This window comes from Geminicoccus roseus DSM 18922 (assembly GCF_000427665.1).
GTDB classification, from domain to species: domain Bacteria; phylum Pseudomonadota; class Alphaproteobacteria; order Geminicoccales; family Geminicoccaceae; genus Geminicoccus; species Geminicoccus roseus.
The window spans coordinates 2546377-2559440 of sequence record NZ_KE386572.1 but is presented as its reverse complement, the minus strand read 5'-3'; the positions used below and the strand labels follow the sequence as shown (position 1 = coordinate 2559440).

Here is a 13064-nt window from a genome sequence, read left to right as displayed (position 1 = left end):
GCCGGGTTGCCCGGCCCTGGGCAGCCGGGTCTCCTGCGGGCCCTAGGCGGCGACGTCCACCGCGCGGGCCAGCGCCAGGGCCTGACGTGTTTCCGCCACGTCGTGCACCCGGATGATGCTGGCTCCTCGCCCGACACCCGCCAGGGCCGCCGCCAGCGAGCCCGGCACCCGCTCGGTCGGAGCCAGGTTCCGGTCGCCGGCGACATGGGCGATCAGGCTCTTGCGCGACACGCCCACCAGCAGGTCGCAGCCGAGCGTGCGCAGCATCGCCAGGTGCTGCAGGACGTCCAGGCTGTGTCCGGCGCGCTTGCCGAAGCCGATCCCCGGATCGAGGATGATCCGCTCGGTGCCGATCCCATGGGCGGCGCAGGCGGCGATCCGCTCCTCCAGATGGTCGAACACGTCCAGGCAGGCCCGCTGGTAGCGCGGATCGGCCTGCATGGTGCGCGGCTCGCCCTGGCTGTGCATCAGCACGACCGGACAGCCGCCCTCCGCCACCACCGCCATGGCGGCCGGGTCGTGGCGCAGGGCGGTCACGTCGTTGACGATGGTGGCTCCTGCGTCGAGCGCGGCCGCCATGGTCGAGGCGTTGCGCGTGTCGACCGAGACGGTGCAGCCATGGCCTGAAAGGGCCCGCACCACCTCGACGATCCGCTCGATCTCCTCGGCGGGAGGAACTGGCTCGGCGCCCGGCCGGGTGCTTTCCCCGCCCACGTCCAGGATGGCAGCTCCTGCCGCCGCCAGGGCCAGCCCATGGGCAATCGCGGCATCCCGGCCGAACCAGCGGCCGCCGTCGGAAAAGCTGTCCGGGGTCACGTTGACCACGCCCATGATCCGCACCGGCCCCGCCGGCCGCGCCAGCCGGGCCAGGCGCCCGGCCATCGCCGGGTCCGCCGATTCCAGGAGAGCGGCGGCCGGCAGGATCCGCTCCTCCACCGCCTCCCCGTCCCGCCGCAGCACCCGGCCGGCGGTGAAGGCCGCCTCCTCGCCAAGCGGCAGGGCGCAGCCGGCCGCGATCGCCGCGGCGGCGGTCGGGCCGTGCAGGAGGCCCAGCGGTTCCAGATAGGTCCGTGCGCTCATCTCATGCGAAAGGGGAGCCGTCGCCGGCTCCCCTTCCCTTCTCTGGCTGGGCGGCCCGGAAGAGCCGCCGGTAACGATCGATCAGGCAGGGCCAGGCGAAGGCTCGACCCCACCGGCGCCATCGGCCGGACGGGTCGTCGGCACCGAGGAGCGCCGCCCGCCACCGGAGTTGGTCGGGGCGGAGGTCGGCGGGTTGTCGTCGCCCCAGCGCTTGGGCGCCGGCATCGGCTCGCCGCGCATCACCGCGCCGATCTCCTCGCCGGTCAGCGTCTCGTACTCCAGCAGCGCCTGGGCGAAGGAATGCAGCCGGTCGATCTTCTCGGTCAGCATGGTGCGGGCACGCTGGTAGCCGCGGTCCACCAGGACGCGGATCTCGCTGTCGATGGTCTGCGCGGTCGCCTCGGAGACGCTCTTGGTCTGGTGGAGCTGGTGCCCCAGGAACACCTCCTGCTGGTTCTCGGCATAGCCCACCGGCCCGAGCTTGTCGCTCATGCCCCACTGGGTGACCATGTGCCGGGCGATCTTGGTGGCCTGCTCGATGTCCGAGGAGGCGCCGGCGGTGACCTTGTCATGGCCGAAGATCAGTTCCTCGGCGACCCGGCCGCCCATCGCCACGGCGATGTCTGCTTCCAGCTTCTCGCGGGTGACCGAAAGCCGGTCGCCCTCGGGCAGGCGCACGACCATGCCGAGCGCCCGGCCGCGCGGGATGATGGTCGCCTTGTGGATCGGGTCGGAGGCCGGGGAGAAGAAGCCGACCACGGCATGGCCCGCCTCGTGATAGGCGGTGAGCTTCTTCTCGTCCTCGGACATGACCAGCGAGCGGCGCTCCGCCCCCATCATCACCTTGTCCTTGGCCTGCTCGAACTCGTTCATGGTGACCAGGCGCTTGCCCACCCGGGCCGCCAGCAGCGCCGCCTCGTTGACGAGGTTGGCGAGGTCGGCGCCGGAGAAGCCGGGGGTGCCGCGGGCAATGGTGCGCGCGTCGATGTCGGGCGAGGTCCGCACCTTCTTGATGTGGACGTTCAGGATCTTCTCGCGGCCGATCACGTCGGGGTTCGGGACCACGATCTGCCGGTCGAAGCGGCCGGGCCGCAGCAGCGCCGGGTCGAGCACGTCGGGCCGGTTGGTGGCGGCGATCAGGATCACGCCGTCATTGCCCTCGAACCCGTCCATCTCGACCAGCAGCTGGTTGAGGGTCTGCTCGCGCTCGTCGTTGCCGCCGCCAAGGCCGGCGCCACGATGGCGGCCGACCGCGTCGATCTCGTCGATGAACACGATGCAGGGCGCGTGCTTCTTGGCCTGCTCGAACATGTCGCGCACGCGGGAAGCACCCACGCCCACGAACATCTCGACGAAGTCGGAGCCCGAGATCGTGAAGAACGGCACATTCGCCTCGCCGGCGATCGCCCGGGCCAGCAGGGTCTTGCCGGTGCCGGGAGGACCGACCAGCAGGCAGCCCTTCGGGATCCGGCCGCCCACCGAGGTGAACTTCTGCGGGTTCTTCAGGAACTCGACGATCTCCTGGAGTTCCTCCTTGGCCTCGTCGATGCCGGCGACGTCCTGGAAGGTGACGCGGCCGTGCTTCTCGGTGAGCATGCGCGCCCGCGACTTGCCGAAGCCCATCGCCTTGCCGCCGCCGGCCTGCATCTGGCGCATGAAGAACACCCAGACGCCGATCAGCAGCAGCATTGGGAACCAGGACACCAGGACGCCCAGCAGCGACGGCACGTTGTCGTCCACCGGCATCGCGGTGATGCGGACGCCATGCTCGGTCAGACGGTCGACCAGAGCCGGGTCGTTCGGGGTGTAGGTCTGGAAGGAAGTTCCGCTGTTGGTCCGTCCCGTGATCTGCTCGCCCTGGATGGTCACCTCGGCGACCCGCCCTTCCTGGACTTCCGAAAGGAAGTCGGAGAACGCCAGATTAGAGCTGGTCCCTCGGGTACTGGGACTCTGGAACAGGTTGAACAGCGCGATCAGCAACAGGCCGATGATGACCCAGAGCGCCAGGTTCTTGCTGAAATTGTTCACGTAGCCGTGCCTCGTCCGGTGCGGGCGATCCTGCCAGACCCGAACGCTAGGCAGAATACCGCTATTACGTGGAACATAAGTTCCCTGGCGAGTGAAGCAAGATCGTCGCTGCGTCCGCACCTGCGCCAAAAGGAACCGGCGCGAGCGGTATGGGAGGACGCCAGGGCAGGCCGTGCACCCGCTCGGGCCGGATCCGCACCCAGCGCTCGCCATGGCGAACGAGGCAGCCTCCCAGGGTGGCGGCGCCGGGGGCGCCCACCTGCACCTCCTGGGCGAGCCGGGCAAGTCCCGTCCCGGACGGCAGGTAGGGTCGATCGGTCATGGCTGCAATGACCCGGCCCAGCAGATGCCGCGCCATGTCGGGAGCCAGCGCCCTGAAGGGGGCCCGCTCGAACCATACCCGCCGGTCCGGCGCGATCCAGCCATGCGCGGCCAGGAATCGGGCCACCCCCTCGTCCAGGCGACAGCGCGCCTCGGCGGCGGCACGTTCCGGCAGGCCTCCCTGGCGGCGCAGCCGGGCGCGGGCGAAGCGCTGGTCCCGGTTGCTCGGGTCCTCCACCCAGGGGATCCCCCTGGCCTGCAGCTCGGCGACCAGCTGCGCCTTGGGCAGATGCAGGAGCGGCCGGAGGATCCGGATCCTTGCGCGCTCGGACACCGCGGGCATGCCGCTCAGCCCGAGCGGCCCGCTGCCACGCGCCCGGCGCATCGCCACGGTTTCGGCCTGGTCGTCGGCATGGTGCCCGAGCAGCAGGTGCAGGGCGCCCCAAGCGGCGACGGCCTCTTCCAGCAGCGCATAGCGGGCTTCCCTGGCCCGCTGCTGGATCCGGCTGGCGACGGGGTCGTGCCGCCAGCACAGGACCTGGCCGGCAATGCCCAGCGCCTCCAGGCGTCCGAGCACCAGCCGGGCTTCCGCCGCCGAGCCCTCGCGCAGGCCATGGTCGACCACGAAGGCCCGGATCTCGCCTTGCCTCTCCGCAGTCCAGGCGTCGGCCAATATGGCCAGGCAGACGCTGTCGGCCCCGCCGGAGACCGCCACCGCGACCTTTGGCCGGGGCTCGAACGGGCCGAACCCGGCCATCGCCCGGGCAAAGGCTGCATCGAGCGGAGACCTCCCTTCGGAGGACGGGATGGAGGCCCCGTCCAGGGGCGGGATCAGGTCAGCTGCAGCCGGCGCTGGCCTTCTCCCGGCCCGCCATCTGCTTGAGGGCAGCGGGAGCGCCAGGGTAGCGGCGGTCGAACTCGGCAAACGCCGCGCAGGCCTTCTGGGTGTCGCCCAGGCGCACCAGGGACATGCCGAGCTTGAGGAGATTGTCCGGCGAGCGGATGGCGTCCTCGCCATAGGTGCGGACGTTGCGGGCAAACCCGGCCGCTGCCTGGGGCCAGTCCTTGCGCGCGTAGTAGGTTTCCGCCTGCCAGTAGGCGGCGTTGGGGGCCAGCGGGTCGTCCGGCGACGACGCCACCACCGAGGCGAACGCCGCCTCGGCCCCGGCCCAGTCCCCCGCCTTGACCCGGGCCATGCCCGCATCGAAGCGGTCGCGCGCCGAGCCGCTGACCAGGGCGCTGCCCGCCGGCACCGCGGGCTCCGGCGGCGGCTCCGGCAGGCCCAGTAGGGCGTCGCGCGGCAGGGTCCCGATCACGCCGGGCTCGGCGCTGCTGGGCGCCGTCGCCACGGCGGCGCCGGCGGCAGAGGCCCCGGCGACCGGCGCCGCCGCGCCGCCATTCGGACCGCCCGGCGCCGGCGACGGTTCGACGCCCTGGAGGCGGGCATCCACATCGGCCAGCAGCCGCTCCATCCGCTGGTTCGCTTCCCGGGCCTGGTACTCGGCTTCTTCGACCCGCCCGCGCAGCTGGCGGATCTCTTCTTCCAAGGACAGGATCCGCGCCTCCAGGTCGGCGACCTTGCGCGCGTCCGCGGTCTGCGCCGAGGCCGGCTGGCCGGCCATCGACAGCATGAACGCCAGCAGCAGGGCTAGTCTCGACAAGTGCACGCGCATCCTACCTCACGACCCGGACGTGACGACATCGCCTCGATCGCGGGAACGGCCGGGACCGTTCCCGCGATGCTCAGTTGGTGGCGTTGATCACCGTAACCGCGCGGCGGTTCTTCGCCCAGGCGGCTTCGTCGCTGCCCGGATCGGCGGGCCGGTCCTTGCCGTAGGAGATCGTCACCAGCCGGCTCTCGCCGATGCCCAGGCTGGACAGGTAGCGGGCTGCCGCCGAGGCGCGGCGCTCGCCCAACGCCAGGTTGTACTCGCGGGTGCCGCGCTCGTCGGTATGGCCCTCCACGGTGGCCGAGACCGAGGGGTATTGCTGCAGCCAGGTCGCCTGGCGCTGCAGGGTGGCGCGGGCCTCCTCGTCCAGCGCGGTGCTGTCGTAGCCGAAATAGACGCGGTCGCCGACATTCTGTTCCAGGTCGGCCTGGCTGCCCGCCGCCGCCGCGCCGCCTGCCAGACCGGACGTGTCGGTCGTGGTGATGCCGCCGCCGGCATTCGCGGTCGAATCGCTCGGGGTCGAACTGCAGGCCGCCAGCAGGAGGGTAGCCGCGGCAACGGGAAGGAGAGCGAGTTTCATCGGCAATTCCCAGCGGCGACTTCTTGCCGCGAAGATGTGGCAGGAAAGGACACTATCAACCTGGACACGATTTCTGTCACGTGCCCCTTATAGAAGCACCGGTTACGGAATCAAGCGCGACCAATCCGGATCCGAAGCATCCAGTGGTGTCGGCACCAGACGTTCATTGTGTCCGGACACATCAATTTGATAAAGCCGCTTGGTTGTTCCGCCCGGCTCGGTTCGTTGAAAAAGAACGACACGACCATTGGGCGACCAGGTCGGCGCTTCATCCTGCCAACTACGCGTGATCAGCCGCTCGTCACTGCCATCAGGCCGCATGACGCCGATATGGAAGCTGCGCTGCTTGATGTTGACGAAGGCGATCATGTCGCCGCGCGGTGACCAGGCCGGGCTGCCGTACTGGCCCTCGCCATAGGAGATCCGCTGCACCGGGCCGCCGCCGGTGCCGGTGACGAACAGATGCGGCCGGCCGGAACGGTCGCTGTTGAACACGATCCGGCTGCCGTCCGGCGAGAAGGACGGCGAGGTCGAGATGCCGTTGCCGGTGGTGATGTCGCGTTGCGCGCGCGTTCCCAAATTGACCGCGACGATGTTGAAGTTCCCGCCCTGGTTGACCGTGATCAGCGCGGTGTTTCCGTCGGGCGAGAAGCGCGGCGCGAAGTTCATGCCGTCGGTGTCGAGCAGCACCTGCTCCCGGCCGCCGTCGATGTCGCGGATATACACCCGCGGCCGCATCCCCCGGTAGAGCAGGTAGGCGACCCGCCGCGTGTCCGGCGAGAAGCGCGGCCCGAAGACCAGCTCCTGGCCGTCGGTCAGGAAGCGGTGGTTGGCGCCGTCCTGGTCCATCAGCGCCACCCGGGTGATCCGCTTCGCCTTGGGCCCGGTCTCGCTGACATAGACGATCCGGGTGTCGAAATAGCCCTTCTCGCCGGTGATCCGCTCGTAGATCGCGTCGGCGATCTTGTGCGCGATCCGCCGCCAGGACGCGGCCGGCGCGTCGATCCGCAGCCCCGCCATCTGCGAGCCGGCCAGCACGTCCCAGAGGCGGAACTCGACGGCCAGCCCGGTCCCCGTCTCGGCGATGGTGCCGCTCACTAGGGCCTGGGCGTTGATCTGCCGCCAGTCGCCGAACCGGGGGATCTCCCGCAGTTCCTGCGGGCTCTGGATGTAGGCGCGCCGGTCGATCGTCTCGAACAGCCGCGACCCGTCCAGGTCGGCCGAGATCACGTCGGCGATCTGGGTGGCCAGGGACGCCGCCTGCCCGCCATCGGCCGCGAACGGGCTGATCGCGATCGGGATCGGCGCCACCACCCCGCGGGTGATGTCGACCGCGAGCTGGCCCTGCACGGGTCCGGCCGCGCCGGCCGCGAGCACCGCCGCCGATCCCGCCAGGAAGACGCGCCGGCCGAGCAGCGGCCGGACCAGGAGATCGGGCCGGGTTGGGTCGATGAAATGTCTCACGAGGCTGGCCTCCCTGCCGACCGTGCTCAACCCATCTGGTCGGGGCGGAAATTCATGATGATGTCTTTCCACATGTCGTAGTCCTCGCGCGGCAGCCGGAGCGGCGAGCACTGCAGGGCCGCCCGCTGGGCGCTTTCCGCCACGGCCCGGAACACCGGGTCGGCGCGCATCCGCGCAGCCTCGACCGGCTCCGCGCTCTGCACCCGGCCATCGGGCAGCAGCCGGAGATTGATGCCGACGCTCATCCCGGCAAGACCCCGGGCGCCCGCGGGAACGTTCCAGCAGGGCTCGATCTGCTCGCGCACCATCGCGCCCAGGCCGGCCGCGCCCAGGCGCGGCGTCCGCGGCCCGCGCTGCCCGGCGCTCGGCAGGTCGTTCGCCGCAACCTGGCCATTGCCGTCGCGCTGCTCGTCGGCCCGCACCCGCTTGTCGAGGTTCTCCACGCTCTTCAGCAGCGCGTTGAAATCGTCTTCGGGCTCGGCCGGCCTGGGCGTCTCCTTCGCCGGCGCGGGCTTGGCCTGCGGCGGCTTGGGCTTGCTCTTTGGCGGTGCCGGAACCGGCGGCGGCGGTGGCGCCGGCGGCGGTGGCGGAGCCGGAGGGGGCGGCGGTGGTGGCGGGGGTGGTGGCGGCGGCTCCGGTGCGGGTTTGGGCTCCGGCGCCGGCACAGGCGGCGGCGGAGGAGGTGGCGGCGGTGGTGCCGGCGGCGGCGGAGGCGGCGGTGCCGGCGGCGGCGGAGGTGGCGGCGGTGCCGGTGGCGGCGGAGGTGGCGGCGGTGCCGGTGGCGGCGGAGGTGGCGGAGGTGGCGGCGGCGGAGGTGGCGGCGCTTTCGGAAGCTCCTTGGGCTTCTCCGGCGTGGGCTCCTCCTGGCGCGAGGCGGCCTGGCGCTCCGGGAGCGGTGCCTGCGCCGCGGGCTGCGGGCGTGGCTGCTCGACGGGAATCTCGGTCACCAGGTCGATGGTGAGACCGCCATCCTCGGGCAGCGGCTGGCCGAACTCGGGCAGGCCGAACCACAGGATGCCGGCCACGAGCGCGTGGAAGCCGGCCGAAGCGAGCAGGGACTTACGCACGTCCGATCACCCGCCGACGCGCCTGGCGCTCATGTGCCGCTGCCGCCCGGGGACGGTGCCGCGGCCGCGCCCTCGGGAACCTGGGTCAGCAGCGCCACCTTGGTGAAGCCGGCGGAGTGGATCGCCCCCATCACCGCCATCACCTGGCCGTAGTTCACCGCCTGGTCGCCCCGCACGAAGATCCGCGCCTCCTGGTTGCGCTGGGTGACCGCCTGCAGGCGCGGGCCCAGCTGGTCCACGGCGATCTCGCTCTCCTGCAGGTAGACCTTGCCGTCGCGGCCGACCGTCACCGAGAGCGGCTCGTCCTGGCCTGGCAGGAGCGAGCTCTGGGCCTGCGGCAGGTCGACCGAGACCCCGGCGGTCAGGAGCGGCGCGGCCACCATGAACACGATCAGCAGCACCAGCATCACGTCGACCATCGGCGTGACGTTCGGCTCGGACATCGGCCGGCGCCGGCGCCGGCCGCGGCGCGTGGTGCCGTGGGTGGGGATGGAGCTTCCCGCCATGGTCAGGCCGCCCTGCTCGCCTCGATCTCCCGGGCGAGCACCACCTGGAACTCCTCGCCGAAGCTTTCCAGCCGGTCGGCATAGCGGTCGATCTCGCCGGACAGCTTGTTGTAGGCGACCACCGCCGGGATGGCCGCGGCCAAGCCCACCGCGGTCGCGAACAGGGCTTCGGCGATCCCGGGCGCCACCACGGTGAGCGTGGTGTTCTTCGAGACCGCGATCGCGGTGAAGCTGTTCATGATCCCCCAGACCGTGCCGAACAGGCCGAGGAACGGGGCCACCGAGCCGATCGTGGCGAGCGAGGGCACGCTGCGCTCCAGGACCACCAGCTCGCGGTCCATGGCCAGGCGCATCACCCGGCCGATCCGCTCCAGCAGGTGGTCGCCGCCGTCGCGCACGGCGCTGCGCGGCGCTTCCCGCCATTCCTCCATGGCAGTGGCGAACATCATCGCCATCGGATGGTCGGGACGCTTGGCGAGGCGGCGGTACAGGTCCTCCAGCGGCGCGCCCGACCAGAACAGGCGTTCAAATCCGCTGGTGCGGCGCTTGAGCGAGGCCAGGCGCCAGATCTTCTCGAAGATCACGGCCCAGCACCACAGGGAGGCCAGGGCCAGGATGACCATCACCGACTTGACCACCAGGTCGGCCTGCATGACCAGGGCCCAGATGGACAGCGCGGCTTCCGGCGTCGCGATAGGAGCGGCGGTGACGAGGTTGGGATCCATGGTTCTCGGCGGTCCGGGTCGGAGACGGCGGCGAAGTCGGCGCGTCGCCGAAAAGACTAATAAGATCAGGAACTTCAGCTAAGACGATGGACTCGGCTGGCTTTCCCGCTGTGCACCTGCACCATAGGCATGATGTTGTGTCAAGCGGAACCCTTGGGCGGCAAATAGGCCTTGCGTCCGGCGCGGATCACGGTTCCGCCATCGGCTCGAGCAGGCTGCGCAGGGCTGCCGGCGGCCGCACCGGGCGTACCCGGCGGTCGACCAGGACCAGTTCCACCGCGACCGTGACGAGGCGGCGTTCGCCCAGCAGCACGACCTGGTCCAGGTGGATCCGCACCCCCTCGATCCGCGCCACCCGGGTCTCCACCCGCAACTCGTCGTCCAGCCGCGCCGGCACCAGGAACACCGCGTCGCAGCGCCGGACCGTGAACATCACCCCGAAGGTCTCGAGCAGGCCCGGATGGTCGAAGCCCAGGGTCCGCAGCCACTCGGTGCGGGCCCGCTCGGCGAAGCGCAGGTAGTTGGCGTGGTAGACGATCCCGCCGGCGTCGGTGTCCTCGTAATAGACCCGCAGCGGCATGGCATGGACGCCGGTCATTCCGGCAGTTCCTCGAACATCGAGCCCTGCTCGAACGAGGCCGGCGGCTGCTCGCCCAGATGCAGCCAGGCCGGGCGGGTCAGCATCCGCCCGCGCGGGGTGCGCTGCACCAGGCCCTGCTGGATCAGGAACGGCTCGACCGTCTCCTCGATGGTGTCGCGCTCCTCCGCCAGGGCCGCCGACAGGGTCTCGATCCCCACCGGCCCGCCGCCATAGGCGCCGGCGATCATCTTCAGGTAGCGCCGGTCCAGCGTGTCCAGGCCCAGCCGGTCCACGTCCAGCCGCAGCAGCGCCCGGTCGGCCAGCTCCCGGTCGACCGCGCGGGCCCGCTCCACCGTGGCGAAGTCACGCACCCGGCGCAGGAGCCGGGTCGCCACCCGCGGCGTGCCCCGGGCGCGCCTGGCGATCTCGACCGCGCCGTCCTCGGCCAGCTCGAAGCCCAGCAACCTGGCGCCCCGACGCAGGATCGAGACCAGCTCCTCGATCGTGTAGAACTCCAGCCGGGCATGGATCCCGAACCGGTCGCGCAGCGGCGTGGTCAGCAGGCCGGAGCGGGTGGTGGCGCCGACCAGGGTGAACGGCTGCACGTCGATCCGCACCGAGCGCGCCGAGGGCCCCTCCCCGATCATCAGGTCGAGCTGGAAGTCCTCCATCGCCGGATAGAGGACTTCCTCGATCGCTGGCGACAGCCGGTGGATCTCGTCGATGAACAGGACGTCGCGCGGCTGCAGGTTGGTGAGCAGCGCCGCCAGGTCGCCGGCCCGGGCGATGATCGGCCCGCTGGTCATGCGGAAGCCGACACCCAGCTCGGCCGCCAGGATCTGGGCGAGCGTGGTCTTGCCCAGGCCCGGCGGCCCGGCGAACAGCACATGGTCCAGCGGGTCGTGGCGCGCCTTGGCCGCCTCGATGAACACCTCGAGATTGGCGCGCTGGCGGGCCTGGCCGACGAACTCCGCCAGCCGTTGCGGCCGCAGCGAGCGGTCCAGGTCGTCGGTCTGTTCGAGGGCGTCGATCAGCCGCTCGCTCATCGTGCGAGCTCCTTCAGCGCCAGGGTGAGCAATTGCTGCAGGCCGGCCTGCTCATGCTCGCCGGTCCGCACGATCTGCAGGGCCGCGAAGGCCTCCGCGCGACCATATCCCAGATTGGTCAGGGCCGAGAGCGCATCCTCCATGGGCCCGGAAGTTTCCGGCGCCGCGGCCGCGCCCGCGGCCGGCGCGCTGCCGCGGCCGGTGCCGAGCAGCGCCGCCTTGTCCTTCAGTTCCGCGCAGATCCGCGCCGCCAGCTTCGGCCCGACGCCGGGTGCTCGCGCCAGGGCGGCCTTGTCCTGCGCCGCGATCACGGTCGCCAGCCGGTCCGGGTCGTGCACGCCCAGGATCGCCAGGGCCGAGCGGGCGCCCACGCCCTGCACCGCCTGCAGCGCCTTGAACCAGTTGCGCTCGGCCGCCTCGGCAAAGCCGAACAGGGTGATCGCGTCCTCGCGCACCTGGGTCTCGACATGAAGGTCGGCGGCCTCGCCGGTCCGCCCGAGCAGCGCCAGGACCCGGGCGGGGCAGTACACCAGGTAGCCGACGCCATTCACGTCCAGGACCACCCCGTCCTCCAGCTGCTCCAGCACCCGCCCGCGCAGCCGCGCGATCAAGCGACGCCTCCCACCACCGAGCGGACGCTGCGGCCGATGGCGGCGACCGTGGAGGTTCGGTTGGCGTGGCACACCGCCACCGCCAGCGCGTCGGTCGCATCCGAGCGGTAGACGCCGGCGCCCGGCAGGAGGATGCGGATCATCGCGGCCACCTGCTCCTTCTCGGCAGCACCGGTGCCGACCACCGCGCGCTTGACCGTCTTGGACGGGTACTCGGTGACCGGCAGGCCGGCCGCGGCCGCGGTGAACATGATCACCCCGCGGGCGTGGCCGAGCTTGAGGGAGGAGGCGGCGTTCTTGTTCACCACCGTCTCCTCCACCGCCGCGACGGTCGGCGCATAGCGGCGGACCACCTCGGCCAGCCCGTCATGCAGCGTCACCAGCCGGCGCGCCAGCTCGTCGCCGGCGTCGGTGTCGACCACGCCGGCCGCCACGAAGCGCAGCCGGTTGCCCTGCACCTCGACCACGCCCCAGCCGGTGTGCCGCAGACCGGGATCGAGGCCCAGGACCAGCATCAGCCGGCGCTCAGGCGGGCCAGCGTCTCGTCCGACACCTCGAAGTTGGCAACGACGCGCTGCACGTCGTCGTTCTCGTCCAGCACCTCGAGCAGGTCGAACAGCGTCTCGGCCTTGTCGTCGTCGACCGGCACGTTGTTCTGCGGCCGCCAGGTCAGGACCGCCTCGCTGGCCGAGCCGAGCTTTTCCTCGAGCGCCTGCAGGACCGTGTTCAGCTCGTCGGCGGCACAGAAGATCTCGTGGTTCTCCTCGCCGCTCTCGACGTCCTGGGCGCCGGCCTCGATCGCCGCCTCCATCACCGTGTCGGCGTCGCCCGCCGAGGCGTCGAAGCGGATCTTGCCGATCCGCTCGAACTGGAAGCTCACGCTGTTGCTCTCGCCGAGCGCCCCGCCATGCTTGGTGAAGGCGGAGCGCACGTCGGCGGCGGTGCGGTTGCGGTTGTCGGTGAGCGCCTCGACGATGATGGCCACCCCGCCCGGGCCGTAACCCTCGTAGCGGACCTCCTCGTAGTTCTCGCTGTCGCCGCCCTGGCCGCGCTTGATGGCCCGCTCGATATTGTCCTTGGGCACGTTGGCCTGGCGCGCCGCCTGGACCGCCATGCGCAGCCGCGGGTTCATCGCGGGGTCGGGCACGCCCGTCTTCGCCGCGACCTGGATCTCCTTCATCAGGCGGGTGAACAGCGCCGACTTGGCCGCATTCGCGCGACCCTTGCGGTGCATGACATTCTTGGCGTGGGAATGGCCGGCCATCGTCTTTGTTACGTCACGTATCTGGTGGATGCCCGCAGGGTCTAGACCAAGAGCCCTGTCGGCGGAACCGGGAAGCGACGCCGGCAGGCGGGTCGGGCGCGACAATGGGGGCCTGATGCACC

General features: G+C 71.2%; 14 protein-coding genes. All 14 read right to left on the bottom strand.

The window, feature by feature from the left end; all coding sequences use genetic code 11:
- Window positions 1–42: 42 nt before the first annotated feature.
- Window positions 43–1080, bottom strand: coding sequence for a dihydropteroate synthase (gene folP, locus GEMRO_RS29430; protein ID WP_051329024.1), 1038 nt, complete (start codon window positions 1078–1080; stop codon window positions 43–45).
- Window positions 1081–1161: 81 nt separating this feature from the next.
- Window positions 1162–3108 (bottom strand): ATP-dependent zinc metalloprotease FtsH, encoded by a 1947-nt coding sequence (ftsH, locus tag GEMRO_RS0112975; protein ID WP_027134335.1) that lies wholly within the window; start codon window positions 3106–3108, stop codon window positions 1162–1164.
- 64 nt (window positions 3109–3172) lie between these two features.
- Window positions 3173–4186 (bottom strand): tRNA lysidine(34) synthetase TilS, encoded by a 1014-nt coding sequence (gene tilS, locus GEMRO_RS35285; protein ID WP_051329023.1) that lies wholly within the window; start codon window positions 4184–4186, stop codon window positions 3173–3175.
- A gap of 79 nt (window positions 4187–4265) precedes the next feature.
- Window positions 4266–5090 (bottom strand): tol-pal system protein YbgF, encoded by an 825-nt coding sequence (gene ybgF, locus GEMRO_RS0112965; protein ID WP_027134334.1) that lies wholly within the window; start codon window positions 5088–5090, stop codon window positions 4266–4268.
- Between the two features lie 82 nt (window positions 5091–5172).
- Window positions 5173–5679: a peptidoglycan-associated lipoprotein Pal gene (pal, locus tag GEMRO_RS0112960; RefSeq protein ID WP_027134333.1), complete on the bottom strand. Its 507-nt coding sequence runs from the start codon at window positions 5677–5679 to the stop codon at window positions 5173–5175.
- A gap of 102 nt (window positions 5680–5781) precedes the next feature.
- Window positions 5782–7143, bottom strand: a complete 1362-nt coding sequence (gene tolB, locus GEMRO_RS0112955; protein WP_240476679.1) for a Tol-Pal system beta propeller repeat protein TolB — start codon at window positions 7141–7143, stop codon at window positions 5782–5784.
- Window positions 7144–7169: 26 nt separating this feature from the next.
- Window positions 7170–8210, bottom strand: coding sequence for a cell envelope integrity protein TolA (locus GEMRO_RS34675; RefSeq protein WP_169728294.1), 1041 nt, complete (start codon window positions 8208–8210; stop codon window positions 7170–7172).
- Between the two features lie 29 nt (window positions 8211–8239).
- Entirely contained in the window at window positions 8240–8716 is a 477-nt protein-coding gene (gene tolR, locus GEMRO_RS0112945; protein WP_027134330.1) for a protein TolR, read from the bottom strand.
- A 2-nt stretch (window positions 8717–8718) separates the two neighbouring features.
- Window positions 8719–9441: a protein TolQ gene (tolQ, locus tag GEMRO_RS0112940; RefSeq protein ID WP_027134329.1), complete on the bottom strand. Its 723-nt coding sequence runs from the start codon at window positions 9439–9441 to the stop codon at window positions 8719–8721.
- A 187-nt stretch (window positions 9442–9628) separates the two neighbouring features.
- A complete protein-coding gene (ybgC, locus tag GEMRO_RS0112935; RefSeq protein WP_027134328.1) occupies window positions 9629–10039 on the bottom strand; it encodes a tol-pal system-associated acyl-CoA thioesterase in 411 nt (136 codons plus the stop codon).
- The gene (gene ruvB / locus GEMRO_RS0112930) at window positions 10036–11067 is read right to left on the bottom strand and encodes a Holliday junction branch migration DNA helicase RuvB (protein WP_027134327.1); all 1032 of its coding nucleotides are present in this window, start codon (window positions 11065–11067) and stop codon (window positions 10036–10038) included. The genes ybgC and ruvB overlap by 4 nt, the downstream gene beginning before the upstream one ends.
- A complete protein-coding gene (gene ruvA / locus GEMRO_RS0112925) occupies window positions 11064–11678 on the bottom strand; it encodes a Holliday junction branch migration protein RuvA (RefSeq protein WP_027134326.1) in 615 nt (204 codons plus the stop codon). Before ruvA ends, ruvB begins: the two co-directional genes overlap by 4 nt.
- Window positions 11675–12196, bottom strand: a complete 522-nt coding sequence (gene ruvC, locus GEMRO_RS0112920; RefSeq protein ID WP_027134325.1) for a crossover junction endodeoxyribonuclease RuvC — start codon at window positions 12194–12196, stop codon at window positions 11675–11677. Before ruvC ends, ruvA begins: the two co-directional genes overlap by 4 nt.
- On the bottom strand, window positions 12193–12942 hold the full coding sequence (locus GEMRO_RS0112915; RefSeq protein ID WP_027134324.1) for a YebC/PmpR family DNA-binding transcriptional regulator: 750 nt from the start codon (window positions 12940–12942) through the stop codon (window positions 12193–12195). Before GEMRO_RS0112915 ends, ruvC begins: the two co-directional genes overlap by 4 nt.
- Window positions 12943–13064: the final 122 nt, after the last annotated feature.

Coding starts and splice junctions, on each gene's coding strand:
- folP (WP_051329024.1), bottom strand. CDS start 1,080: ATGAGCGCACGGACCTATCTGGAACCGCTGGGCCTCCTGCACGGCCCG.
- tilS (WP_051329023.1), bottom strand. CDS start 4,186: ATGGCCGGGTTCGGCCCGTTCGAGCCCCGGCCAAAGGTCGCGGTGGCG.
- pal (WP_027134333.1), bottom strand. CDS start 5,679: ATGAAACTCGCTCTCCTTCCCGTTGCCGCGGCTACCCTCCTGCTGGCG.
- tolR (WP_027134330.1), bottom strand. CDS start 8,716: ATGGCGGGAAGCTCCATCCCCACCCACGGCACCACGCGCCGCGGCCGG.
- tolQ (WP_027134329.1), bottom strand. CDS start 9,441: ATGGATCCCAACCTCGTCACCGCCGCTCCTATCGCGACGCCGGAAGCC.
- ybgC (WP_027134328.1), bottom strand. CDS start 10,039: ATGACCGGCGTCCATGCCATGCCGCTGCGGGTCTATTACGAGGACACC.
- ruvB (WP_027134327.1), bottom strand. CDS start 11,067: ATGAGCGAGCGGCTGATCGACGCCCTCGAACAGACCGACGACCTGGAC.
- GEMRO_RS0112915 (WP_027134324.1), bottom strand. CDS start 12,942: ATGGCCGGCCATTCCCACGCCAAGAATGTCATGCACCGCAAGGGTCGC.